The sequence below is a fragment of the Citrobacter sp. Cpo103 genome (assembly GCF_030332605.1).
GTDB classification, from domain to species: domain Bacteria; phylum Pseudomonadota; class Gammaproteobacteria; order Enterobacterales; family Enterobacteriaceae; genus Citrobacter; species Citrobacter portucalensis.
Genome location: NZ_JAOWHO010000032.1, coordinates 46305 through 71039, shown reverse-complemented (window position 1 = coordinate 71039; position 24735 = coordinate 46305). Strand labels below are relative to the sequence as shown.

General features: G+C 53.3%; 19 protein-coding genes and 1 pseudogene. 5 read left to right on the top strand and 15 right to left on the bottom strand.

Annotated features, from left to right (window positions below):
- Positions 1–40 precede the first annotated feature (40 nt).
- The 3 genes from gntT to gntX form a co-directional block, all read right to left on the bottom strand.
- Positions 41–1357, bottom strand: a complete 1317-nt coding sequence (gene gntT, locus OGX89_RS13050; protein ID WP_003023507.1) for a gluconate transporter — start codon at positions 1355–1357, stop codon at positions 41–43.
- A 379-nt stretch (positions 1358–1736) separates the two neighbouring features.
- A complete protein-coding gene (gene nfuA, locus OGX89_RS13045) occupies positions 1737–2312 on the bottom strand; it encodes a Fe-S biogenesis protein NfuA (RefSeq protein ID WP_003023509.1) in 576 nt (191 codons plus the stop codon).
- A 58-nt stretch (positions 2313–2370) separates the two neighbouring features.
- On the bottom strand, positions 2371–3054 hold the full coding sequence (gene gntX / locus OGX89_RS13040) for a DNA utilization protein GntX (RefSeq protein ID WP_126956379.1): 684 nt from the start codon (positions 3052–3054) through the stop codon (positions 2371–2373).
- A gap of 37 nt (positions 3055–3091) precedes the next feature.
- Between gntX and bioH the strand changes: the two genes are divergently transcribed.
- The gene (gene bioH / locus OGX89_RS13035) at positions 3092–3862 is read left to right on the top strand and encodes a pimeloyl-ACP methyl ester esterase BioH (RefSeq protein WP_126956377.1); all 771 of its coding nucleotides are present in this window, start codon (positions 3092–3094) and stop codon (positions 3860–3862) included.
- A 44-nt stretch (positions 3863–3906) separates the two neighbouring features.
- On the opposite strand, the pseudogene OGX89_RS13030 reads toward bioH, so the two are convergent.
- From OGX89_RS13030 to greB, 6 genes and pseudogenes are all read right to left on the bottom strand, one after another.
- A pseudogene (locus tag OGX89_RS13030) lies at positions 3907–4422 on the bottom strand (Rpn family recombination-promoting nuclease/putative transposase); the annotation flags it as partial.
- A 233-nt stretch (positions 4423–4655) separates the two neighbouring features.
- Positions 4656–4892, bottom strand: a complete 237-nt coding sequence (gene feoC, locus OGX89_RS13025; RefSeq protein ID WP_126956375.1) for a [Fe-S]-dependent transcriptional repressor FeoC — start codon at positions 4890–4892, stop codon at positions 4656–4658.
- 11 nt (positions 4893–4903) lie between these two features.
- Positions 4904–7222 (bottom strand): Fe(2+) transporter permease subunit FeoB, encoded by a 2319-nt coding sequence (gene feoB, locus OGX89_RS13020; RefSeq protein ID WP_003827652.1) that lies wholly within the window; start codon positions 7220–7222, stop codon positions 4904–4906.
- A gap of 18 nt (positions 7223–7240) precedes the next feature.
- Positions 7241–7468, bottom strand: a complete 228-nt coding sequence (gene feoA, locus OGX89_RS13015) for a ferrous iron transporter A (RefSeq protein WP_003023519.1) — start codon at positions 7466–7468, stop codon at positions 7241–7243.
- A gap of 432 nt (positions 7469–7900) precedes the next feature.
- Positions 7901–10234, bottom strand: coding sequence for a Tex family protein (locus OGX89_RS13010; RefSeq protein WP_003827655.1), 2334 nt, complete (start codon positions 10232–10234; stop codon positions 7901–7903).
- Between the two features lie 98 nt (positions 10235–10332).
- Complete coding sequence (gene greB / locus OGX89_RS13005; RefSeq protein WP_003023524.1) at positions 10333–10806, bottom strand: transcription elongation factor GreB; 474 nt, start codon at positions 10804–10806, stop codon at positions 10333–10335.
- A 225-nt stretch (positions 10807–11031) separates the two neighbouring features.
- Between greB and ompR the strand changes: the two genes are divergently transcribed.
- A complete protein-coding gene (ompR, locus tag OGX89_RS13000; protein WP_001157751.1) occupies positions 11032–11751 on the top strand; it encodes an osmolarity response regulator transcription factor OmpR in 720 nt (239 codons plus the stop codon).
- On the top strand, positions 11748–13100 hold the full coding sequence (gene envZ / locus OGX89_RS12995) for a two-component system sensor histidine kinase EnvZ (RefSeq protein ID WP_003827658.1): 1353 nt from the start codon (positions 11748–11750) through the stop codon (positions 13098–13100). The genes ompR and envZ overlap by 4 nt, the downstream gene beginning before the upstream one ends.
- 74 nt (positions 13101–13174) lie before the next feature.
- Here envZ and pckA read toward each other — a convergent pair whose 3' ends face one another.
- A complete protein-coding gene (pckA, locus tag OGX89_RS12990) occupies positions 13175–14797 on the bottom strand; it encodes a phosphoenolpyruvate carboxykinase (ATP) (protein WP_003023529.1) in 1623 nt (540 codons plus the stop codon).
- A gap of 378 nt (positions 14798–15175) precedes the next feature.
- Here pckA and OGX89_RS12985 point away from each other — a divergent pair, with 378 nt between their 5' ends.
- On the top strand, positions 15176–16894 hold the full coding sequence (locus OGX89_RS12985) for a DUF4153 domain-containing protein (RefSeq protein ID WP_126956373.1): 1719 nt from the start codon (positions 15176–15178) through the stop codon (positions 16892–16894).
- 109 nt (positions 16895–17003) lie between these two features.
- Here the strand turns inward: OGX89_RS12985 and hslO are convergent, their stop codons facing one another.
- The 4 genes from hslO to igaA form a co-directional block, all read right to left on the bottom strand.
- Positions 17004–17882, bottom strand: coding sequence for an Hsp33 family molecular chaperone HslO (hslO, locus tag OGX89_RS12980; protein ID WP_003023531.1), 879 nt, complete (start codon positions 17880–17882; stop codon positions 17004–17006).
- A gap of 24 nt (positions 17883–17906) precedes the next feature.
- Positions 17907–18308 carry a ribosome-associated heat shock protein Hsp15 gene (gene hslR / locus OGX89_RS12975; RefSeq protein ID WP_016157639.1) on the bottom strand — a complete coding sequence of 134 codons (402 nt, stop codon included), beginning with the start codon at positions 18306–18308 and terminating at the stop codon, positions 17907–17909.
- A 10-nt stretch (positions 18309–18318) separates the two neighbouring features.
- Positions 18319–18987 (bottom strand): GMP/IMP nucleotidase, encoded by a 669-nt coding sequence (gene yrfG, locus OGX89_RS12970; RefSeq protein ID WP_003023533.1) that lies wholly within the window; start codon positions 18985–18987, stop codon positions 18319–18321.
- Positions 18988–19049: 62 nt separating this feature from the next.
- The gene (gene igaA, locus OGX89_RS12965) at positions 19050–21185 is read right to left on the bottom strand and encodes an intracellular growth attenuator protein IgaA (protein ID WP_003827665.1); all 2136 of its coding nucleotides are present in this window, start codon (positions 21183–21185) and stop codon (positions 19050–19052) included.
- Positions 21186–21507: 322 nt separating this feature from the next.
- Between igaA and nudE the strand changes: the two genes are divergently transcribed.
- The gene (gene nudE / locus OGX89_RS12960) at positions 21508–22068 is read left to right on the top strand and encodes an ADP compounds hydrolase NudE (RefSeq protein ID WP_003827667.1); all 561 of its coding nucleotides are present in this window, start codon (positions 21508–21510) and stop codon (positions 22066–22068) included.
- A 105-nt stretch (positions 22069–22173) separates the two neighbouring features.
- On the opposite strand, the gene mrcA is transcribed toward nudE, so the two are convergent.
- Positions 22174–24726, bottom strand: a complete 2553-nt coding sequence (gene mrcA / locus OGX89_RS12955) for a peptidoglycan glycosyltransferase/peptidoglycan DD-transpeptidase MrcA (protein WP_003827669.1) — start codon at positions 24724–24726, stop codon at positions 22174–22176.
- Positions 24727–24735: the final 9 nt, after the last annotated feature.

Genomic DNA, 24735 nt, shown 5'->3' with positions numbered 1-24735 from the left:
CGTAGGCCTGATAAGCGTAGCGCCATCAGGCACAGTTTTATCAGACCACCATACCCAGCAGCAGACACCCTACCAGACCGCAGACGGAGATAATGGTTTCCAGCATTGACCATGACTTGATGGTTTCACCGATGGTCAGGTTGAAATACTCCTTGAACAGCCAGAACCCAGGATCGTTCACGTGGGAGAAGATGACGGAACCGGAGCCAACCGCAATAACCATCAGCTCAGGGCTTACGCCGGTCGTTGCAATCAGCGGTGCCACAATCCCACCTGCAGTAATCGCTGCAACGGTTGCGGAACCCAGTGCGATACGCAGTACTGCAGCGATAGACCATGCCATCAGCAGCGGAGAAACGTTAGAGCCGTGCATCATTGAGGCGATGTATTTGTCCACGCCGCTATCAACCAGGACCTGTTTAAAGGCACCGCCACCACCGATGATCAACAGCATCATCGCGATGATTTTGATTGAGGACACCAGCGTGTCGTTAATCTGATCCATCGAACGTCCGCGGTTCAGACCAAAAGTGAACATCGCAATCAGCACCGCAATCAGCGTTGCCATGACCGGGTCACCGAGGAATTCTGCAACCGTCAGGAAAGCATGGCCTTTCGGCAGAATCATCTCCGCCACGGCGCGCATTGCCATCAGGATAACCGGGACCAGAGAGGTCCAGACGCTGACGCCAAAGCCTGGCATCTCTTCTTCAGTGAAGGTTTTTGCGCTGTACAGACCTTCCGGGATTGGCTTATCGATGCCTTTCAGGAAACGCGCGTATACCGGACCGGCGAGAATAACGGTCGGGATTGCCAGAATCGTACCAAACAGCAGAGTTTTACCCATATCTGCGTGGAAAATGGTGGCAATAGCGGTTGGACCCGGGTGCGGCGGCAGGAAGCCGTGAGTAACGGACAGCGCAGCCGCCATCGGCACACCAACGTACAGCAGCGGGATGTTAGCAGCGGCAGCAATGGTGAATACCAGCGGCAGCATCAGCACGAAGCCAACTTCGTAGAACAGGGCAAAACCGACGGTGAAGCCGGTTAATACCACCGCCCACTGAATGTGTTTTTTGCCGAATTTAGCAATCAGCGTGGTTGCGATGCGCTGTGCGCCGCCGCAGTCCGCCAGCATTTTGCCCAGCATGGCGCCAAAACCCATAATCAGGGCGAGGCTGCCAAGGGTTCCGCCGACGCCGGCTTTAATCGAACCGATGACTTTATCCAGTGGCATCCCTTGCATCAATCCGACAGCAAGCGCCACCAGGACGAGAGCGATGAAGCCGTTCATTTTGAAACGGATCATCAGGAGGAGTAACAAGATTACACCGATAGCAACGATGACTAATGGCATGATTTACCTGGCCTTTACTTTGTTATGGGTAACGTCAGTGTTTAGATGACAAATTCCGATTGTCCCGACCGGGAACAGAGTATTCTCAGCACCAATGCTGGTTGCCTTCAAAACTAATCAGTTTAACTGGCTATTATGTGTGTGTTAGGTGCTGATACGAATGATACGGGTAACATACTGCGCTTGAAAATCACCTGGACAGGCAAAATTTAAAATATGAGAGGCTGGTCAAATTATGCGGGGGATTGTTGCAGGATAAATGCGAAGAAATGTTGGGGCGTAAGCCGGAGTCAGCGATTACGCTACCACCCGGCATTAATGCCCGATAGCGACGCGGGGGCGTCTTATCGGGCCTACGGATACTCTACAGGTTCAGGCGTTAGTAGTAAGAGTGCTCGCCGCGCTGGTGTTCGGTTAAATCGCGAACGCCTTTCAGTTCAGGGAATTCAGCCAGCAGCTGCTTCTCGATACCTTCTTTCAGCGTTACATCTACCATTGAACAGCCGTTACAGCCGCCGCCAAACTGCAGAATGGCGTAGCCTTCATCGGTGATTTCCATCAGAGAGACACGACCACCGTGGCCAGCCAGCTGTGGGTTGATCTGCGATTGCAGCATGTACTCCACGCGTTCCATCAGCGGCGCATCATCGGCAACTTTACGCATTTTGGCGTTTGGTGCTTTCAGGGTCAGTTGGGAGCCTAACTGGTCGGTAACGAAATCGATTTCTGCATCTTCCAGATACGGTGCGCTCAGTTCATCAACATATGCGGTCAGCAGGTCAAATTTAATGGCGGTGTCGGTTGCTTCCACGGCGTCCGGCGGACAATAAGAAACGCCGCATTCAGCGTTAGGCGTGCCGGGATTAATCACAAATACGCGGATTTGTGTCCCTTCTTCCTGATTTGCCAGCAGTTTGGCAAAGTGCGCTTGTGCAGCATCGGAAATATGGATCATAGTAATGGCCTAATAGTTGACTATTTTACTTGGTTATAATACGCCCATCATCGAGGCTCTACAAGGTTCGACACAGGCACCATACCTGGACAGTCGCCGCGCCGTTGCGTAAAAGCAGCTGCGCGATTTCCGCGACGGTACTTCCGGTAGTGACGACATCATCCACAATAACCATATGGAGTCCCTGCACCGGCAATTCAAGGCGAAAGGCATTTTTCAGGTTTTGTTTACGTAATCGGGCGCTGAGATGGTGCTGTGTGGCGGTTGCCCGAACTCGTGAGATGGTCCGGCTGTCCCAGTCGCAACCCAGCCAGCGCGCCAGCGGACGGCACAATAAACCGCTCTGATTAAACCCCCTGCGCCAGTGTCGGCGTTGCCAGAGCGGGACGCTGACCAGCCTGTCCGGTAGAGGAAGATAGCAGACACGCCGAGCTTGTAATACCTCCAGCAATAGCAAACGCGAAAGAGCTGAGGCTGTTTCGCTGCGTCGCGAAAACTTGAGCTGGTGGATAAGCCCGCTCAACGGCGGAACATAGTCGCTGACGGTAACCAGTCTCTGCCACGGCGGCGGTTTTTGCAGGCAGCGCCCACAGGGAATGACGGTATGAGCGGCAGGGAGTCCACATTGAGGGCACAGGCTGGCGTGTTGACGCGTTGCCCGCGTACAGACTGAGCAGATCCCCCAATGCCCTAACGTCAGGGGCATTCGGCATAGCCAGCACAATCCCGGTACTGTTAGCATAGATGCATCCTTTCAGGCTAAAAGAGAACAATAACTGATGAATGACATCTGGTGGCAGACCCAGGGTTCGGGAAATTGCCATCTTGTGCTGCTGCACGGATGGGGACTGAATGCGCAAGTGTGGCATTGCATAAGCGAGGAACTGAGTTCGCATTTCACGCTGCATCTTGTCGACTTACCGGGATTTGGTCGTAGCCAGGGTTTCGGTGCAATGTCGCTGGAAGAGATGGCTGAGCGGGTATTGAAACAGGCACCGGAGAAAGCTATTTGGCTCGGATGGAGTCTGGGTGGGCTGGTTGCGAGTCAGGTAGCGTTAACGCATCCTGAGCGTGTTCAGGCGCTGGTGACCGTCGCGTCTTCCCCTTGCTTTAGCGCGCGGGATGAGTGGCCGGGAATCAAGCCAGAGGTGCTGGCAGGTTTCCAGCAGCAGCTGAGCGAAGATTTCCAGCGTACGGTGGAGCGTTTTCTGGCATTGCAAACGATGGGCACAGAAACTGCGCGTCAGGATGCGCGAGCGCTGAAGAAAACGGTACTGGCTTTACCCATGCCGGACGTCGAGGTGCTCAATGGTGGACTTGAGATCCTGAAAACGGTCGATCTGCGAGAACCGCTGTGCGCGGTGGCAATGCCTTTCCTGCGGTTGTATGGCTATCTTGACGGGCTGGTGCCGCGCAAAGTCGTCCCGATGCTGGATGCACTGTGGCCGCAGAGCGAGTCTTTGGTGTTTGCCAAAGCGGCGCATGCGCCGTTTATCTCGCATCCCGCCGAATTCTGTGCTGCGCTTGTGGCGTTAAAACAGAAACTATAAATTTGATGTGTTGCCCGGTGGTGCCATGCTCGCCGGGCCTGAGATTAATGGCTGCGCGTAGCCAGATCCTCAGCGGTCAGGCCAGTAATTCTGAAGATGGTTAGTGGGTCTATACCATCAGCCTGCATAGTTGATGCAATACGTAATGCTTCCTCTCGTTTGCCTTGTTGCAGACCCGTTTGTAACCCTTCTTGCAACCCTTCTTGCAACCCTTTCCTATGGCCTTCCTGAAGACCATTAAGGTGCCCTTCCTGTCGTAATCTTTCGGCGATAGTCATCAACTTGTCCTTATGTTGGGGTAAACGTTCGGCGACTTCATGAAGAAACTCGCCAAAATGTGTGGTGTTACCGGCCTGCATTAAATAATTAAACAAGGCTTTCAACTGGTTGTCATTAGCGTGTCCTTTAACAAGCAGGATGGCCAGTTTTTCTACCAGCCCCATCAAATCGCGTTTACGAATATGCTTTTGGATGAGCTCCAACAGCGCCACCCGGCGATGCTGCATAATCTCGTCATCGGGCACAACAGTGATATCGATCAGTGGAAACGCGGTGCTATACCTGAGAAAAAAGATGACGAGACTCTACTTCCCAGGTTACCAGTAATCATCCACGAATTAATAACGATGCGTGGCTGGCTGGAGGATAGATCTTTTTTGCTGAAATAATGAAATCTGCGTGGAATCCATTTCGCAAAAAAGCCGGATATCAGCGTAAACGCGTTATCCGGCCTGGACGTTTGCATCATTTGTAGGCCGGATAAGCGTAGCGCCATCCGGCAAAGAGCATCTGATTAGCGTAAAGCCCACCACTCGCGCAGGCAGGCTTTACCTTCTGGGCAACTTTTGCAGCTTCCGGAAAGACACCCGTCGGCATCTTCCTGAATCCGCACCGCTTTGCCCATCTTTTCTAACTGATTCAGCATGGCGTCAATCATGGGCTGCGGGGTATGCAGCGTGTGGCTAATTTGTGTCGCCTCCATGCGCCCCTGCAAAGCCAGTAAATCACGAACCTGAATAAGCGATGCCATTGTCGATAACCTTAGTGGCAATCGCCAGTCGTGCTGGAACAGCAGGAACTCGCCGTTCTGTTGGTTGCCAGCAGTGCGAGGTCCACGCGGCTGCGAGCTCGACGCAGAAGGCCCAGCAACACGATGTTAAACAGGATGACCGCTAAAATGCACACCAGGCTGTAGGTCGGGTGTTCTTTGTAGCTGACCGTCTGATAAAACAGCGTCGACAGAGAGTAGGCGATATTCAGGCCCCACAGAATCGAGAAGCTCATCCAGCCACGGCTGGATTCACGTGCGATAGCGCCCATCACTGAAATGCACGGTACATATAGCAGAACAAAGATCAGATAGCTGTACGCGGCGGCGGCGCTGCCAAATTTCTCGCCCATCACGCCCATTGCACCGGTAGCCATTTCACCGTCGCCCTTGCTGGCTTCGATAGGGTTAGCCAGCACGCTCAGGCTGAAAGTGTCTTTCAGGCTTTGCCAGGTTTCATCTACCGCGCCGAGCAGCTCGTCACCGAGGTGGAAATCTGCCGGGTTGAACTCTTCTTCCTGAATGTTTTCTGCGGTATAGAGCGTGTTCAGCGTACCGACAACCACTTCTTTCGCCATCGCGCCGGTGAACAGACCTACGGTTGCCTGCCAGTTATCTTCGTGAACACCAATCGGCTTAAAGACTGGGGTAATGACGCGGCTAACTGAAGCCAGAGCAGAGTCGTTGATGTTGTCGACGATTTTTCCGCTCAGTGAGAAGCTGTTAAACGCGCTGAGGAAAATGCTGACGATGATGATGACTTTACCTGCACGCAGAACGAAGCCTTTCAGACGTTGCCAGGTTTGAATGATCAGACTCTTAATGTGCGGTACGTGATATACCGGCAGCTCCATCACGAACGGCGTTGCTTCGCCACGCATGATGGTGTGTTTGAGCATCAGGCCGGTCAACACCGCCATAACGATACCCAGCACGTACAGCGAGAAGACCGCCAGCGCGCCGTTCTGACCAAAGAACGCGGCGGCAAAGACGGCGAAAATCGCCAGACGTGCGCCACAGGACATAAACGGCGCCATCATGATGGTCATCAGACGCTCACGCGGGGCGTCCAGCGTACGCGCGCCCATCACTGACGGTACGTTACAACCAAAGCCGACGATCAGCGGGACAAATGATTTCCCCGGCAGTCCCAGCGCCTGCATTAGACGGTCCATCACAAATGCGGCGCGCGCCATGTAGCCGGAGTCTTCAAGGAAAGAGAGGAACAGATACATCATGCCGATTTGCGGTACCAGCGGCAGCACGGTGTTAATCCCGCCGCCAAGGCCCTGGGCCAGGAAGATAGTCAGCCAGTCCGGGAAATGCAGCGTATAGCCAATCCACTGAATACCATGGATAAAGAGCGCCACGGAGCCAACATCAAACAACGGCTGCAGCGCGCCGCCAATGTTGATGGCAAGCAGGAACATCAGGTACATCACGAACAGGAAAATCGGCAGACCGAGGAAGCGGTTGAGGATAATTTTATCTACCGCTGTGGTGAAACGGCTCGGCTCTGCCGTCAGGGTATTACTGACGGTATCGCAGATAGCGGCAATGCACTGGTAACGTGCATCGGCAATATGTAGCGCCGGGTCGTCCATTGTCTCACTCAGGCGAGCAACAGCGGCATCAAGGTTTTGTGCTGCATCACCGGCGTAAGCACGGCTGTAGATATCGCCTTCGAGCATCTGCAGGCCTAGCCAGCGGCGCTGTTTGAGCGGCATATCTTTGGCCATTGCGTCGGCGAGGGAATCAGCTTCTTGCAGCAGCGGCTGGGCATAATGGACCAGCTCAACGGTGTCGTTTTCTTTGTAGCGATCGATCGCCAGCTTCAGTGCTTCAATGCCGCGCGCACGAGTGGAAACCAGTGGAACCACCGGACAGCCAAGACGAGCGGAGAGGGCGTCGATATCGATACGGATTTGCTGTTTCTCAGCAATATCCAGCATGTTCAGTGCAACGATACAGGGAATACCCAGCTCAAGCAGTTGCAACGTCAGGTAGAGGTTGCGTTCAAGGTTTGAAGCATCGACCACGTTGATCAACAGATCCGCGTCGCCGCTTAAAATATAGTGGCAGGCAATCTGCTCATCGAGAGAGGTTTGGGATGAGATTGTCGTCAGCGAATAAGTGCCGGGTAAATCGACCAGTGTGACCTGGTGGTCCGTCGTGGCGAAATGGCCTTCTTTACGCTCAACGGTAACGCCAGCCCAGTTGCCTACACGCTGGCGCGCGCCGGTGAGCTGGTTGAATAAAGTTGTCTTGCCGGAATTAGGATTACCAATTAAACCAATGGTTAGTTTTTTCATTTTTATAGACTCACTGTATTAACAGGAAACCGCTTCCACTTCTAATAACGCCAAATCCTTCTTACGCAATACCAGACTTACGCGACGCGTTTCGATATGGATAGGATCGCCGAGCGGGGCGACGCGTACCACGTTGAAGGATGAGCCGGGTAGCATGCCAAGTGACAACAGTTTCTGACGATAAGCCGGGCTGATTTCACGGGCAAAACCGGTAATTTTCCACGCACTGTCAGGAGTGAATTGCATAGGGACCTACTTATATCTCGCTAACTGGATGATTACCTCATGGGGCGACAGGGCGGCATGAGACCAGATGATTAGCCAACGTAAGGGAAGAGTAAATAATCAACAAATCAATGATAATGAGAATGGTTTCTATCATCAATAGAATAAATGTGACGGAATGTACAATTGGATAATAATTTGAGCCAATTTTGATATTCCTCAATATTTATTCTGGTTGGAAACGAGTGATTCGCGGAAGTAATTATTGGGGATCTTAATGTTTAATTAAGGTTTCATCTGTTAATGAAGTGATAAATATATTGTGGTGCAAAGCGGGGCATAGATTAAATATGCCGGATGGCGACGCTCATGCGTCTTATCCGGCCTGCAAATTAATTGCGATAACCTGGCCGGACAGGGCGTTTACACCACCATCCGGCACAGGGTTTAAACTTAGCGTTTTTTACCCATCGCCGCCGCCAACGCATCCATCATCGCACTGTTGCCTGTAGGCTGTGCGTCACGGCCACGCGGTTTCGCCGCTTTTGGTGCCGGGCGATTGCCCTGAGCGCGATCGTTATTCCCGCCGCCGCGACGCGCATTGGTTTCACCCGGCTGCTCGTCCAGACGCATGGTCAGCGCGATACGCTTACGTTGCAGGTCCACTTCCAGCACTTTCACCTTCACAATGTCGCCCGCTTTCACCACGGTGTGTGGATCTTCGACGAACTTATTCGACAGCGAAGAGATATGCACCAGACCATCCTGATGAACGCCGATATCAACAAACGCGCCGAAGTTGGTAACGTTGGTGACAGCACCTTCCAGAATCATTCCCGGCAGCAGGTCGTTCATGGTTTCGACGCCATCAGCAAACTGTGCGGTTTTAAATTCAGGACGCGGATCGCGGCCCGGCTTTTCCAGCTCTTTGATGATGTCGGTGACGGTCGGCACCCCGAAGCGTTCGTCGGTAAAATCAGCGGGTTTCAGATTGCGCAATTCGCTGCTGTTACCCATCAGATCACGCAACGATTGCTCGGTGGCGGCCAGAATGCGTTCCACAACCGGATAAGCTTCCGGGTGGACGGTAGAGGCATCCAGCGGGTTATCGCCGTGGTTGATACGCAGGAAGCCCGCGCACTGTTCAAAGGCTTTAGGTCCAAGACGGCTGACTTTTAACAGTTGCTGACGGTTCTGGAATTGACCGTTCTCATCACGCCAGGCAACGATATTCTGCGCCATCATGCGCGTCAGACCAGCAACACGGGTCAGCAGCGGTACGGAGGCGGTATTCAGATCGACACCGACGGCGTTCACGCAGTCTTCCACCACCGCATCCAGCTTACGCGCCAACTGAGTCTGGCTTACGTCGTGCTGATACTGGCCCACGCCGATAGATTTCGGATCGATTTTCACCAGCTCAGCCAGCGGATCCTGCAGACGACGGGCGATAGACACCGCGCCACGCAGAGATACGTCGAGGTCCGGGAACTCCAGCGCCGCCAGTTCGGATGCGGAGTAAACTGACGCTCCGGCTTCACTGACGATCACTTTCTGCGCGGTCACTTGCGGGAACTGCTTTTGCACGTCGAGGAAGAAACGCTCGGTTTCGCGCGACGCCGTACCGTTACCAATCGCCACCAGTTCAACGTTGTGTTTTTCACACAGCGCCGCAACGGCAACGGCGGCTTTGGCGGCCTGACCGGTATGCGGATAAATGGTGTCGGTCGCGACCAGCTTACCGGTACCGTCAACCACTGCCACTTTTACACCGGTACGCAGACCTGGATCGAGGCCCATGGTGGCGCGCAGCCCGGCCGGAGCGGCCATCAGCAGGTCATGCAGGTTACGGGCAAAGACGTTGATAGCTTCATCTTCCGCACGTTCGCGCACGGTACCCATCAGCTCCGTTTCAAGGTGCATCAGCACTTTGATGCGCCAGGTCCAGCTAACCACGCCTTTACGCCAGCTGTCTGCTGGGGCGTTGTTCAGGCGCAGCCCCAGATGATCGCGGATAATCTGCTCGCCGTGGCTCTCTTTTGGTGGCTCATCGAATTGCGGATCGGCATTCAGTGAAAGCTGTAACACGCCTTCGTTACGACCACGGAACATGGCCAGCGCACGGTGGGATGGTACGGTAGAAATCGGTTCGTGGTGATCGAAGTAGTCGCGGAACTTAGCGCCTTCCTCTTCTTTACCGCTTACCACGGTGGCGACCAGGTGGGCGTTTTTCCACAGATAATCACGTACTTTTGCCAGCAGAGCAGCATCTTCAGCGAAGCGCTCCATTAGAATGTAGCGCGCGCCGTCGAGGGCGGCTTTGGTATCCGCCACGCCGTTTTCGGCGTTGAGATATTTTGCGGCTTCCGTTTCCGGGTCGTGAGACGGTTCGTTCCACAGCAGGTCTGCCAGCGGCTCCAGTCCAGCCTCAATGGCGATCTGCCCACGGGTGCGGCGCTTTGGTTTATACGGCAGATAGAGATCTTCGAGTTCGGTCTTACTTAACGTGCCGTTGATCGCTTTCGCCAGATCGTCAGTCAGTTTGCCTTGCTCGCCGATAGATTTCAGGATTGCCTGACGGCGGTCTTCCAGTTCACGCAGATATCCCAGACGGGTTTCCAGATTACGCAGTTGCGTATCGTCCAGACCGCCGGTGATTTCCTTACGATATCGTGCGATAAACGGCACGGTGTTCCCTTCGTCAAGCAGGCGAACGGCAGCTTCTACCTGTTCAGCACGAGCCTGAATTTCACCTGCGATAATGCGGCAGAAAGAATCATTCATCATGGATAGCTTCGTCTATAGGATAAAAAATCAGGGGATAGTTATACGGATTGACTGGCAAAAATGCCAGCCATCTGCCGGGGCTTCGGATTGTTCCGGTCTCACTTCACGTATTCAATCTCATTCACGTACCAGCTGGCTTCGCCACCTGGGGTGTTTACTACTGCGAGATCGCCGACCTCTTTTTTCAATAGCGCCCGCGCCATTGGTGAGTCGATTGAGATGTAATCCTTACGACCGAAGATCTCATCGTAGCCAACAATACGGAATTTGCGGATGTCGCCATCGTCATTTTCAATCTCAACCCATGCGCCAAAGAAGACTTTGCCTTCCTGCTGCGGGGAGTAATCGACGATTTTTAGATTCTCCATGCACTTGGTCAAATAACGGACGCGGCGGTCGATCTCACGCAGGCGCTTTTTATTATACTGGTAGTCGGCATTTTCGCTGCGGTCACCCAGACTTGCAGCCCAGGTAACTTTTTTGGTGACTTCCGGGCGCTCTTCACGCCAGAGATAATTCAGCTCTTGTTTAAGTTTTTCATACCCTTCACGGGTTATCAGGGGCGTTTTCATCTTATTGTTTTACCTTCGACTCTGTGATGATGCGCACAATTAGTATTACGTGAGCATATCAACAGAATAAATAATGTATTGCGAGAAACATTGTATACTTAAGCTGCTGTTTAATATGCTTTGTAACAATTTAGCCTGGAATTCATACCAGAATTCGCTGGTGACTCACGTTAGCTTTCTTAAGAATATACACTTAATTGTTGCGAACCTTTGGGAGTAATAACAATGCAAGAGAACTATAAGATTCTGGTGGTCGATGACGACATGCGCTTGCGTGCGCTTCTGGAGCGTTATCTGACCGAGCAGGGCTTCCAGGTTCGAAGCGTCGCAAACGCTGAGCAGATGGATCGTCTGCTGACCCGTGAGTCCTTTCACCTGATGGTGCTGGATTTAATGCTGCCTGGAGAAGATGGCCTGTCTATTTGCCGTCGCCTGCGCAGCCAGAGCAACCCGATGCCGATCATTATGGTCACAGCGAAGGGTGAAGAAGTTGACCGTATCGTAGGGCTGGAAATCGGTGCCGACGATTACATCCCAAAACCGTTTAACCCGCGTGAGCTGCTGGCTCGTATTCGCGCAGTCCTGCGTCGTCAGGCGAATGAACTGCCGGGCGCACCTTCTCAGGAAGAAGCGGTTATCGCTTTTGGTAAGTTCAAGCTGAACCTCGGTACGCGTGAAATGTTCCGCGAAGATGAGCCGATGCCGCTCACTAGCGGGGAATTTGCAGTACTGAAAGCGCTGGTAAGCCACCCGCGCGAGCCGCTGTCGCGAGACAAGCTGATGAACCTCGCCCGTGGTCGTGAATATTCTGCGATGGAACGTTCTATCGACGTCCAGATCTCCCGTCTGCGCCGCATGGTGGAAGAAGATCCGGCTCATCCACGCTACATTCAGACCGTATGGGGTCTGGGCTACGTCTTTGTTCCGGACGGTTCTAAAGCATGAGGCGAATGCGCTTCTCGCCACGAAGTTCGTTTGCCCGCACGTTATTGCTCATCGTCACCTTGCTGTTTGCCAGCCTGGTGACGACATACCTGGTAGTGCTGAACTTCGCGATTCTGCCGAGCCTCCAGCAGTTTAATAAGGTCCTGGCGTACGAAGTTCGTATGCTGATGACCGATAAACTGCAGCTGGAGGACGGTACGCAACTGGTGGTGCCGCCCGCATTCCGCCGGGAAATTTATCGTGAGCTGGGTATTTCCCTCTATTCCAACGAGGCCGCTGAAGAAGCCGGACTGCGTTGGGCGCAACACTATGAATTCTTAAGCCATCAGATGGCGCAGCAACTGGGTGGCCCAACGGAAGTCCGCGTTGAGGTAAACAAAAGCTCGCCGGTCGTGTGGTTGAAAACCTGGCTGTCGCCCAATATCTGGGTACGCGTGCCGCTTACGGAAATTCATCAGGGCGACTTCTCGCCGCTATTCCGCTATACGCTGGCGATTATGCTGTTGGCTATCGGTGGGGCCTGGTTGTTTATCCGTATCCAGAACCGGCCATTGGTGGATCTTGAACATGCGGCGCTGCAGGTGGGGAAAGGTATCATTCCGCCGCCGTTGCGTGAGTATGGCGCTTCAGAGGTGCGCTCCGTAACCCGAGCCTTTAACCATATGGCTGCGGGCGTGAAGCAGCTGGCCGATGACCGTACGCTGTTAATGGCGGGCGTGAGCCACGATTTACGTACCCCGCTGACGCGTATTCGTCTGGCGACGGAAATGATGGGCGAAGAGGACGGTTATCTTGCGGAGTCCATCAATAAGGACATCGAAGAGTGTAACGCCATCATCGAGCAGTTCATCGATTACCTGCGTACCGGTCAGGAGATGCCAATGGAGATGGCAGATCTGAACTCGGTGCTGGGTGAAGTGGTTGCGGCAGAAAGCGGCTACGAACGTGAAATCGAAACTGCACTGCTGCCGGGCAGTATTCAGGTGAAGATGCACCCGCTGTCGATCAAGCGTGCGGTTGCCAATATGGTGGTTAACGCCGCCCGCTACGGCAACGGCTGGATTAAGGTCAGTAGCGGAATGGAGCAGCATCGCGCCTGGTTCCAGGTAGAAGATGATGGTCCGGGCATCAAGCCGGAGCAGCGTAAACATCTGTTCCAGCCGTTTGTCCGCGGAGACAGCGCGCGCAGTACCAGCGGTACGGGCCTGGGGCTGGCGATTGTGCAGCGTATTATTGATAACCATAACGGTATGCTGGAGATTGGTACCAGTGAACGCGGTGGGTTGTCGATTCGTGCATGGCTTCCGGTTCCCTTCACTCGCGCGCCGGGCAACACGAAAGACGCATAACAAAGGGAGGCAAAATGCCTCCCTTTTTGTTGCTGTAGGCCGGATAAGGCGAAACCGCCATCCGGCACTTTTCGTTACAGCTTCGGTCCGGCGCTAACCAGCGCTTCACCTGCAGGGGTGTCGGTATATTTCTCGAAGTTCTCGATAAACAGTTTCGCCAGTGCGTTGGCTTTTTCCTGCCACTGCTCCGGAGATGCGTAGGTATTACGCGGATCGAGAATGCGAGTGTCCACACCCGGCAGCTCGGTCGGGATAGCCAGGTCAAACATCGGCAGACGGAACGTTTCCGCGTCATCCAGCGAACCGTTCAGGATGGCGTCGATAATCGCACGGGTATCTTTGATAGAGATACGCTTGCCGGTACCGTTCCAGCCGGTGTTAACCAGATACGCCTGTGCACCTGCCGCCTGCATACGTTTCACCAGTACTTCTGCGTACTGCGTTGGGTGCAGAGACAGGAATGCTGCGCCGAAACAGGCAGAGAAGGTCGGGGTCGGTTCGGTGACGCCGCGTTCGGTACCGGCCAGTTTGGCGGTGAAGCCAGACAGGAAGTGGTACTGCGTTTGGTCTGCCGTCAGGCGAGAAACCGGCGGCAGCACGCCAAATGCGTCGGCGGTCAGGAAGATCACTTTGGTAGCATGGCCCGCTTTTGACACCGGCTTAACGATATTATCGATGTGATAAATCGGGTAGGAAACGCGGGTGTTCTCAGTTTTTGAACCATCATCGAAATCGATGGAACCATCTTCGCGCACGGTGACGTTTTCCAGCAGCGCGTCACGACGGATCGCGTTGTAGATTTCCGGCTCGGCGTCTTTAGACAGTTTGATGGTTTTCGCGTAGCAACCGCCTTCGAAGTTAAACACGCCGTCGTCATCCCAGCCGTGTTCGTCATCGCCAATCAGGCGACGTTTCGGGTCGGTGGACAGTGTGGTTTTACCGGTGCCGGACAGGCCAAAGAAGACTGCCACATCGCCTTTTTCCCCAACGTTTGCTGAGCAGTGCATGGAGGCAATGCCTTTCAGCGGCAGCAGGTAGTTCATTACGGAGAACATACCTTTCTTCATTTCGCCGCCGTACCAAGTGCCACCAATCAACTGGATACGCTCAGTCAGGTTGAAAGCCACGAAGTTTTCGGAGTTCAGACCCTGCTCTTTCCACTGCGGGTTGGTGCATTTAGCGCCGTTCATCACGATGAAATCAGGTTTGAAATCAACCAGCTCTTCGTCGCTTGGGCGGATGAACATGTTTTTGACAAAATGCGCCTGCCAGGCAACTTCGGTAATGAAGCGCACGGAAAGACGGGTATCGGCGTTAGCGCCGCAGAAAGCATCAATGATAAACAGGCGCTTGCCGGAAAGTTGCTGGGTGACTAATCCTTTCAGATGCTGCCAGGTTTCCGGGGAAAGCGGTTTGTTGTCGTTCTTACCTTTACCTTTGTCGGACCACCACAGCGTGTCGCGCGTGGTGTCGTCACGGACAATGTACTTATCCTTTGGCGAACGTCCGGTAAAGATACCGGTATCAACGGCAACGGCGCCCAGATTCGTTAACACGCCACGTTCATAACCTTCCAGGTTTGGATCAAGTTCTTCCTGGAAAAGCGTGTCGTAGTCTGGATTGTAAACGATATCCTGAACGTCATTGATACCATAAGCCTTGAGATCTTGCGGGGTTAAACTGTTGTTCACACGCATTTCACTGCTCCTTAGCCAATATGTATTACCTGGAATAGTAAGGTTTTTTAGGGATTGTTAACCGCGACAAGGCTCATAGATTTACGCATCCGGGAAAATCACGGGCGACCGAATGCGCTGCGACTCCTGTCACAAAGAGGCAGATATTATGGCAGGAAACCCTTTTTTGTTGTGGAAAATGTTCTTAAAACGTTAATGGAGAGTGTTTTTGGCGGGAATCTTGTGAGTGTAATCGCATTCACGTAAGAAATAAATGTGGGTTATACATAAACAATATCGATTCACTTCCCGTCGTCGTGGTCTGAAATCGCTCTATCAATGCTCAAAATTGTGAAGTTGATGCGATAATTAGCTTTTCCCTTCATTCTGGATACTGACATGGATAGTGCTGAAATTTCACGTACGACGCGTTGGGGCATGATATTCATCGGCCTGTTGCAGGGGACATTATGCTATCTGCTGATGACATATCTGGCGCCCCATAATGACGGCTGGCTGTTCTATGGCATGCCTGCGACGATTGCGATCACCTCGGCCCTTTTGCTTACTGTTGTTTCTTTCAAACAACGCGCGCTGTGGTACTGGATGGCGTTGATCTTTATTGTCGTGCTGGCGATGAGTGTCTGGCTAAAGTGGCAAGTCGAGGACAGTGATAAGTGGCGGCAACATGAAGTTTTTATGTTCTACGGTTGGCGCTTACTGCTGATGGCGATGCTAGCTTTGCCCTGGATTCAGTACTCGCTTCATGTCTCTCGTGAGCAGGCGCGTTACCCGCATTTTTATCGGCAATTGTGGCTTAATGCGTTGACGTTGCTGATTGTCTTTGTCGCCAACGGTTTGTTCTGGCTGGTGCTCCTGCTATGGAGCGAGATGTTTAAGCTGGTCGGTATTCCCTTCTTCAGCACGCTCTTCTTTGATACCGACTGGTTTGGCTATGTGGCCTTTGGTCTGATTACCGCACTGGCAGTGGTACTGGCCCGTACACAGTCGCGTCTGGTCACGGCGGTACAAAAATTACTGACGTTTATCGCCACCGGTCTGTTACCTCTGGTCGCGCTGTTGGCGCTGATGTTCATACTGACCTTACCCTTCACCGGGCTGGAGGCTATTTCGCAACGCGTGTCTGCGGCTGGGTTGATGTCAACGCTGACGCTGCTCCTGTTGCTGTTGATAGCTATCGTGCGTGAACCGCAAAAAGAGGCGTTACCCTATCCTGGCGCGTTACGCTACCTGATCAAATGCTCTCTGATTGTCGCGCCCATCTATATGCTGATTGCCGGTTGGTCACTGTGGGTGCGAATACAGCAGTACGGTTGGACGCCTGAGCGTGTTTATGGCGTGCTGGTGGTCGTGGTGCTGCTGGTATGGTCGTTTGGCTATCTGGCCAGCATTTTGCGCCGCGGACGTAATCCGCTTGAGCTTCAGGGGCCGGTCATTCTTGGCGTTTCGTTGCTGGCGTTGGGGCTGTTGGTTCTGCTGTCATCGCCGGTTATTGATGCCTGGCGCATCAGCGTTAACAGCCATATGGGGCTGTATCACAGCGGGAAAATTAAACCGGATCAAGTCAGCCTGTATATGTTGGATCACAGCGGAAAACCGGGGCGCGCAGCGTTGGAAGCATTACAAAAAGATGTGGCGTTTAATCAAGACAGTAAACGCAGACGCGACTTGAATTCTCTGCTGCAAGGGCGCCGGGATCCGGTTAAAGAGCTAACCGCAACACAGTTAGTATCGAAGGTTGTGATGGCTCCGGGGAGCCAGAAGCCAGACGATGCGTTCTGGGCGTTTGTCAAAACACAGGGGTATCGCATCACCTCTTGTGCTGAGCAGAATGCGTGCGTACTGGTGAGTCAGGACCTCAATGCGGATGGTCATCCTGAGCAGGTGTTATATGCCTTTGGCGATGGGGAGAGTCTGGTCTTCGGCATGCAGAAAAACAAATGGGATTTGTTAGCGGTCGCCACGCTACCTGAAGGATTCACTAAGGATAAATTGCTGCAGGCGGTAGCGAATCAGCAACTGGGCTCAACCCCCAGAATCTGGCGGGATATCACTATTGATGGCAAAAGACTGCCGATGACTTATTACACCGAGTGAGTGTGTTGCCGACATCGTTTTTGCCGGATGGCAGCGTGAACGTCTTATCAGGCCTACGACAGTTTTTCCGTAGGCCTGATAAGCGCCGTGCCATCAGGCAAGACAGTGATTAATGCACCTGGGGATCGGCAGGGGAGGCATTGCTGCGGATCTCAGCAATATCCATGGCGTTAAACAGATAGTGACTACCGCAGTAATCGCAGTGCATATCGATCTCGCCTTCTTCCGCCAGAATGCTGTCCACTTCTTCGTCCGGCAACGTTTTCAGTGCGCCTGCGCAGCGTTCGCGTGAACAGGTGCATTTGAACTCAACGTCCTGCGGATCGTAGAGAGTAACTTCTTCTTCGTGGTACAGGCGCCACAGCACTTCGTTGGCCGGCAGCGTCAGCAGCTCTTCGGCTTTGATGGTTTCAGTCAGGGCTGTCAGGTGATCGAAATCATCTGCCTGCGCGTTTTGCGCCGGCATTACCTGCAGCAGCATTCCGCCAGCAGCGGGTTTGCCATCAACGTCGCCAGTGCGGATGAACAGGCGTGTCGGCAGCTGTTCAGAACGCATGAAGTAATCTTCCAGACACGCTGCCAGCGTGTCACCTTCCAGACCGACCACGCCTTGATAACGCTCGCCTTCTTCCGGGGTAATGGTGATCACCAGGTAACCGTTGCCCACCAGCGTTTTCAGATCGGCATCTTCAGGAATATCACCCTGCATGCGGGCCACGCCGCGCATCTGCTGATTGTTGTTGCCGTTGATGACGGCCAGGCTCAGCGGACCATCACCCTGCAACTGCACAGTGATATCACCGGCAAATTTCAGCGTGGCGGTGAGCAGGCTGGTGGCAACCAGTAGCTCAGCCAGTACGTTTTTGACCGGTTGCGGGTAAGTATGATTTTCGAGGATCTGTTGCAGGGTTTCCGAAACGGTCACCAGTTCGCCGCGCACGGCAAAGTTTTCAAACAGATAACGATGTAATTGGTCATGTTGCGGCATAATCATCTCTCTTGCAGGTGACAGTCACTCGCTGTCGCCGTGTTTAAATCGTAACAGGTCGCGGCGCTCTTTTTTGTCCGGTCGCCTGTCCGGGTGCGGCATGGTTAACGCGTTAAGTTTACGCGCCAGCGCCACTTTTTCGCGTTTTTCCACGCTTTCCGCGGTTTCTTCATACAGCGTAACGGCTTCCGTTGCCGGGCGACGCTGCTCGGTAATGGCCTTGATAATGACCGTTCGCTCGTCATTTCCCTGGCGCAGGGTGAGGGTGGCGTTCAGCTCGACAATCTTGCTTGGCTTACTGCGCTGGCCGTTGTAGTGCACCTTACCGCCTTCAACCATTTCGCGGGCTAGCGCACGCGTTTTGTAAAAGCGTGCAGCCCACAGCCATTTATCCAGCCTGACTTCAGCAGAGGGCTTTTCTTTCATGGCGTCTCCTTCACATCAGTGAGGGGATCAGTCGGCGGTAGTCATTCAGTGACGGATGGCGTGCGTACTGTTTTTCGGCGATGCCGGAGTCGGGATTGGTCACGCCGAGGCAGTAACGAATACCGTACAGAGCAGCGGCGTCGAGAATGGGTTCGCTGTCGTCAATAAACAGCGTCTTCTCTGCACTCATTCCCGTTTCTTCAGCCACAGCGTGCCATAACCGCTGATCCTCTTTGGGATAACCAAATGTGTGGGTGGAAAGTAATAAATCAAGGTGTGAGGCCAGACCGGTATGCTCAAGCTTCACCGCCAGATTATGCGGATGCGCGTTGGTGAGCAAAATGCGGCGCTTGCCGCTGGCTTTTAAGGCATCAAGAAACGGTACGGTATCTTCGCGCAAAACGGCGCGCGGTCCCTGTTCCGTGGTCATGGCGCAAATATCCAGATCCAGGCACTCGCTCCAGTAATCTAGGCAATACCAGTTTAGCGTATGCTGCACGGCATGATACTGCTGACGAATATAGTCCTGAGCTTCCTGAGGAGAGATACCTTGCTTCGCGCCATAGGTTTCCGGCACCAATTTTTGCCAGAAATAGTTATCGAATGCCAGGTCGAGCAGCGTGCCGTCCATATCTAACAACACGGTGTCGACATCCTGCCAGGCAATATTGATATGCATGGAAACTCCCCAGAAGAAAACATGATGCGCGACAGGGTAGCATATCCTGTCGCGCGAGCGTGTTATCGAATCAGGCTTTCCGGGTTGTCAATCAGTGTTGGATTGAGACAACTTTCGTAGTAGCTCTGAATTTCCGCGATGCGGGTGCGGTGACGCTGGTAGCGTCTGAATGCCTGTATGCTGTTGTAGATAGCGCATCCGAGCATGGAGAACATCAGCAGCGTCGTGCCAAGGTAGCGCCATAATCCTGAACGATCCGGAATACGATGCAGGCCAATGTGCTGGGTGCCATTGGCGTCAGTCGAAATATTGGTGACGATCCCCTCCGCGCGAAATGGTGTCTGCATTAGCATCTGCGCCAGGCGCTGGAAGGCGTTCCACTGTTCCTGGGGAGGATAGTCATATAGCGAGGTCGTCGGCCACGGCTGATCGACCAGATCGCTGCCTTCGTCGCTGATAATCAGGAAACCGCCAGGGGCAGGGCTATTCAGCGCCTGGGCTGCTCGCGCAGTCTCGCGTGAAATAAACGGCGCCGTAGAGGTATTCACCAGATTATCCAACGACTCTGCGCTTACCGGACGTAGCAGCACGTTCACGCCATCCAGTTTGCCTGCGTTCGCTCGCTTCACCAGCGCGGCCCAGTCTTTACTGTTACCGAGGTTAACCAGCGCATTTTTTAAGCGTACACATTCATCTTTGGCTGCACACAGATCGGCCGTTTTAAGGACTATCTCACCAAAATCGTCCAGTAACACCATGCCGGACTTTTGGATTGCCGAGCGTAGCGATGCGCTGACGCGAGAGTCATCGTCAGGTTTGGGATGCAGCTGACGGCTCACGGCCTGCGTGAGCGCGGTGGCCTTATTCACCAGGTCAGACTCAGGCAGCGGTAATGCGCGCGCATCATTCCAGATAATTTGCGAGCAATCGAAAGGCATAAACGGCGTGGCAGGCTGCGCATTCCAGCTCCCTTGGGTATGAATGTTACACATACCCGTACCACTCAGGTGCAGCGTGTCACCCACGCGAACGCCCGCGTTTTCGAGCTGTTTAACGCTGGTGGCTTCGATAGTTTGCGCGCCCTTCATCCAGGAGAGCGTGACCTTTATTGGCATATCCAGCGGGATCCAAAACAGCAGCATCAGCAGTACCAGCAACGAGCCGCCTGCGATGACGGCGTTGCGCAGCCAGTGCTGTAACGGGAAGTTTTTCACTTCATCGTGCAGAGATAAAAAACGCCCCTGGCGGGCAACGTGGCGATCGAGATAAATATCGATATCCGTTTGCTGGCCAAGGTCTTGGGCGATGTAAGGTTGCCAGTGAGCTGGGTAGATCAGATCAATAATACCCAGCGAGATATTATTAATTTGTTCCTGGTCGTTTTCGCCAAACAATCCCCAGCGACGCGGCGTACCGCGCAGACAATGAATTTCCCGCAGGGCGCTTTTAGACGGCGGGGCGAACAATCCCCACAGACCCGCAGCTAACAGCAACACCGCGCCACCGACTGCCCACGGAACAAACGTGTTCGGGATAACCAAACAGAAAAAGAACAGCAGGAATGATGCGGTTATCAGCAACGCCTCGCGCAATCCCGAAGGGCGGCTGAGCGCATATTCTTCATGGGTTTCCTGGCGAATATTCAGCAGTTCAATCTGCTCACTTTCTTCACCACGAATGGACGCCTGGGTAGAAGCGGTGTGCTGTAACGCATAACCTCGCGCTTCCTGCATATATTCCTGCAGCGTATGGCCGTTCAACGAGATAACCAGCGGTATCGTATTGGTGTGGATTATCTCAACGCTGTTTTCGTCGTTGATGTATTGTTCCCAGAAAGGGGGAAGATGTACCTCAACGGAATCAAGATAGTAGCGCCATTTGTTAGGATCGTCGGTGGTAATGCCGTAACGTGTAATCGAACGAGTAAGCACGATGACGCTATTACTTTGGGCATTCAACGTTAATGAGACCGGCGCAGCACTGGCTCCCGTGGGACCGGGTACTTGCTGAATTTGACTAAGGCTTTCGAGATAGTTTTCGACTGCGCTGCGTTCTTCAGGTGTGAGTTTACGTTTCGAGGCGTCTGAGAAGACGCTGCTCAAGGGTAAATTTTTCTGCCTGGATTTTGATTTGAGTAGCCATCCTGCAAGCAATGAGCAGGCCAGCAAAGCAGCTAAAAAAATCAGAATGGTGCTCATGCTTTCCCCATCTTACTTAGTCTGTCAGGCGTGGTCAGTCGCACCCTGTTCAATATTCGTGATTCTGTGGTTGGCTATCGGCAAGTGTGGAGTCGAACTTGAGCATCTTTAAGTACAGCCCAGTAAATGCGAATCATAGCAAAATCACCAAAAATGGAATATCAGCAAATTCCTGGAGTTATTTCAACCTATTGACTTTTAATTTGAAATAGGGATTAACTTTTAGTACGTTACATAAATGTAAATAAACGGCAATTCACATTGCCGAAACCGTGCGGTATATCGCACAATAACCCCAGATTTCACAGCAAAGATCCTCACAATGAGCAAATCATTACAGAAACCCACGATTTTGAAAGTGGAAACCGTCGCCCAATCCCGGCTGTTTAAGGTCGAAAGCGTGGACCTTGAGTTCAGCAATGGCGTACGCCGCGTTTATGAACGTATGCGTCCATCCACGCGTGAAGCGGTAATGATTGTGCCGATTGTTGACGACCATCTGATCCTTATTCGCGAATATGCGGTCGGGACCGAGTCCTACGAACTGGGTTTTTCCAAGGGATTAATCGATCCTGGCGAAAGCGTGTTTGAGGCGGCGAATCGGGAGCTGAAAGAAGAGGTGGGGTTTGGCGCAAAAGATCTGACGTTTTTAAAGAAACTCAGCATGGCGCCATCTTATTTCTCCAGCAAGATGAACATCGTGGTGGCAGAGGACTTATATCCTGAATCGCTGGAGGGTGATGAACCTGAGCCATTACCGCAGGTGCGCTGGCCGCTGGCGCATTTGATGGACCTGCTGGAAGATCCTGATTTTCATGAAGCACGTAATGTCAGTGCGCTGTTCCTCGTACGCGAATGGCTGAAAGGGCAGGGGCGGCTTTAATTACGATTGCCAACTGATACCTTATCCAGCCTACAAAATTCCGGAAGATCAAATAATTGTACCGAAATTGTAGGCCGGATAAGCGAAGCGCCATCCGGCAATCGATCAGAACAGTTCGTGTGTCTCACCATTATCAATAATGGTTGTTCCCACCTCATGCACCGCTTGTTGCGTCGGCTGTGTGCCTTCAATGAAGTACTCTGCGCGGCTATTGCCACCGCTCGCCAGTTGTCCTGTGCTGCGATCGATATTGACCGTCACGATACCCGGCGGTGGCGTCAGCGGCTGTTCAGGCACACCTTCCAGCACGGATTTCATGTAAGCATCCCATGCAGGCTGCGCACTCTTCGCACCGCCTTCGTAGCCGGAGATTTGGTCTTTGATCGCGCCGGAAGCCGTTGTATGACCAAGGTTGCGGCGATGGTCATCAAAGCCGATCCATACCGACGTTACTACCCCTGGTCCGTAACCGGAGAACCACGCATCTTTAGAGCTGTTGGTAGTCCCGGTTTTCCCACCGATATCATGACGCTGTAAATCGCGACCTGCGCGCCAACCGGTTCCCATCCAGCCTGGTTCACCAAAGATATTGGTGTTCAGCGCGCTTTTAATCAGGAAGGCTAGCGGCGTGTTGATCACGTGCGGAGCGTACTCTTGTGTGCCGCTTTGCGCGACCAGAGCCTGGTTTGCCTGCTCAAGTTGCGGCATAGGCACGGCGGCATTCTGCTGTTCCTGCGAGACGGCGACATCTTCTACGTTACTGTTTTCCAGCACATTAGATTTCTGGGTATCGCCATATATCACCGGAATATCGCATTCCGGGCAGGCAATTTTCGGCTTCGCTTCGAAGATAACGCCGCCCATATCGCTTTCAATCTTACTGATGAAATACGGATCGACCAGGAAGCCGCCATTAGACATCACTGCGTAACCGCGTGCCACCTGCAACGGTGTGAACGAAGCAGAACCCAGCGCCAGCGACTCGGTATGCACAATGTTCTGTGCCGGGAAGCCGAAACGTTGCAGATACTCTGCCGCGTAATCCACGCCCATGGCGCGCATGGCGCGTACCATGACTACGTTTTTCGACTGACCCAGCCCCTGACGTAAGCGGATAGGACCGGCGTACTGCGGCGGGGAGTTCTTCGGCTGCCAGTCGGAACCAGCACCGGCATCCCAGCGGGAGATCGGCACGTCGTTGAGCATGCTCGCCAGCGTCAGACCTTTATCCATCGCGGCGGTATACAGGAATGGCTTGATGTTGGAGCCCACCTGACGTAACGCCTGGGTTGCACGGTTAAACTTGCTCTGGTTGAAGTCAAAACCACCAACCAGCGCCAGCACCGCGCCGTTTTGCGGATTGATGGAGACCAGGGCTGAGTTGACGTCCGGCACTTGCGCCAGCCACCAGGCATCTCCCACCTGGCGTACCCAGATTTGCTGGCCAGTCTGTACTACGTCAGTCACTTTACGCGGCGTTGGGCCTTGTTGAGTATCTGAACGGTAAGGACGCGCCCAGCGCATACCATCCATCCGTAATGACACTGATGTACCATCCGCCAGCGCGGCAATGGCTTCCTGTGGATTGGCGCTGGTAACAACCGCCGGCAGCAGGGGGCCATAAGTCGGCAGCGCTTTCAGCGTATCGGTAATTTTCTTGCTGTCCCAACTGCTTTCGCCCACTTTCCACAGCACGTTCGACGGGCCGCGGTAGCCGTGGCGCATGTCGTAATCCATCACGTTGTTACGTACTGCCTGCTGAGCTGCCTGCTGTACTTTGCGCGTAATGGTGGTGGTGATGCGATACCCGTCTTCGTAGGCTTTCTCGCCATAACGGTTATACATCTCCTGGCGCACCATTTCAGACAGATACGGTGCAGAGAAAGCGATTTCCGGCGCGTGGTAGTTAGCGTCAATGGCCTCGCCGCGCGCCTGATCGTACTGGGCCTGCGTGATGTAGTTTTCGCTCAACATACGCGACAGTACAACGTTACGTCGCGCGGTTGCACGGTCCATCGAATAGAGCGGGTTGAAGGTTGACGGCGCTTTTGGCAGACCGGCAATCACCGCAATTTCACTTAAGCTGAGTTGATCCACTGTCTTACCGAAATAGACCTGCGCGGCAGCACCCACGCCATAGGCGCGATACCCCAGATAGATCTTGTTCAGATACAGTTCGAGGATCTCATCTTTACTCAGCAGTTGTTCAATGCGGATCGCCAGGAACACTTCTTTGATCTTACGCATCAGCGTACGTTCCGGGCTCAGGAAGAAGTTTCTCGCCAACTGTTGGGTAATGGTACTCGCCCCTTGCGAAGCGTGACCAGAGAACAATGCGACGCTGGCCGCACGGAAGATCCCCACCGGGTCTACCCCATGGTGCTCATAAAAGCGGCTGTCTTCTGTGGCGATAAAGGCTTTAACCATTACCGGCGGCATCTGATCCAGTGTGACCGGGATTCGACGTTTCTCGCCATATTGCGCGATTAGCTCGCCGTCAGCGCTGTAAACCTGCATCGGGATCTGTAAACGCACATCTTTGAGCGTCGCGACGTCAGGTAATTGCGGCTCGATATAGCGATAAAGGCCATAAATCGAGCCTGCTCCCAGCAGGATGCAACATACTGCAAGGATTAATAAATACTTTACGAACTTCACTGGAGATTT

What these genes read in the sequence shown, in the direction of transcription:
- bioH (WP_126956377.1), top strand. Translation starts at nt 3,092, where the DNA reads ATGAATGACATCTGGTGGCAGACCCAGGGTTCGGGAAATTGCCATCTT.
- OGX89_RS12985 (WP_126956373.1), top strand. Translation starts at nt 15,176, where the DNA reads ATGGATAGTGCTGAAATTTCACGTACGACGCGTTGGGGCATGATATTC.
- yrfG (WP_003023533.1), bottom strand. Translation starts at nt 18,987, where the DNA reads ATGCATATCAATATTGCCTGGCAGGATGTCGACACCGTGTTGTTAGAT.
- gntT (WP_003023507.1), bottom strand. Translation starts at nt 1,357, where the DNA reads ATGCCATTAGTCATCGTTGCTATCGGTGTAATCTTGTTACTCCTCCTG.
- hslR (WP_016157639.1), bottom strand. Translation starts at nt 18,308, where the DNA reads ATGAAAGAAAAGCCCTCTGCTGAAGTCAGGCTGGATAAATGGCTGTGG.
- feoB (WP_003827652.1), bottom strand. Translation starts at nt 7,222, where the DNA reads ATGAAAAAACTAACCATTGGTTTAATTGGTAATCCTAATTCCGGCAAG.
- pckA (WP_003023529.1), bottom strand. Translation starts at nt 14,797, where the DNA reads ATGCGTGTGAACAACAGTTTAACCCCGCAAGATCTCAAGGCTTATGGT.
- igaA (WP_003827665.1), bottom strand. Translation starts at nt 21,185, where the DNA reads ATGAGCACCATTCTGATTTTTTTAGCTGCTTTGCTGGCCTGCTCATTG.
- nfuA (WP_003023509.1), bottom strand. Translation starts at nt 2,312, where the DNA reads ATGATCCATATTTCCGATGCTGCACAAGCGCACTTTGCCAAACTGCTG.
- greB (WP_003023524.1), bottom strand. Translation starts at nt 10,806, where the DNA reads ATGAAAACGCCCCTGATAACCCGTGAAGGGTATGAAAAACTTAAACAA.
- nudE (WP_003827667.1), top strand. Translation starts at nt 21,508, where the DNA reads ATGAGCAAATCATTACAGAAACCCACGATTTTGAAAGTGGAAACCGTC.
- feoC (WP_126956375.1), bottom strand. Translation starts at nt 4,892, where the DNA reads ATGGCATCGCTTATTCAGGTTCGTGATTTACTGGCTTTGCAGGGGCGC.
- gntX (WP_126956379.1), bottom strand. Translation starts at nt 3,054, where the DNA reads ATGCTAACAGTACCGGGATTGTGCTGGCTATGCCGAATGCCCCTGACG.
- envZ (WP_003827658.1), top strand. Translation starts at nt 11,748, where the DNA reads ATGAGGCGAATGCGCTTCTCGCCACGAAGTTCGTTTGCCCGCACGTTA.
- ompR (WP_001157751.1), top strand. Translation starts at nt 11,032, where the DNA reads ATGCAAGAGAACTATAAGATTCTGGTGGTCGATGACGACATGCGCTTG.
- OGX89_RS13010 (WP_003827655.1), bottom strand. Translation starts at nt 10,234, where the DNA reads ATGATGAATGATTCTTTCTGCCGCATTATCGCAGGTGAAATTCAGGCT.
- feoA (WP_003023519.1), bottom strand. Translation starts at nt 7,468, where the DNA reads ATGCAATTCACTCCTGACAGTGCGTGGAAAATTACCGGTTTTGCCCGT.
- hslO (WP_003023531.1), bottom strand. Translation starts at nt 17,882, where the DNA reads ATGCCGCAACATGACCAATTACATCGTTATCTGTTTGAAAACTTTGCC.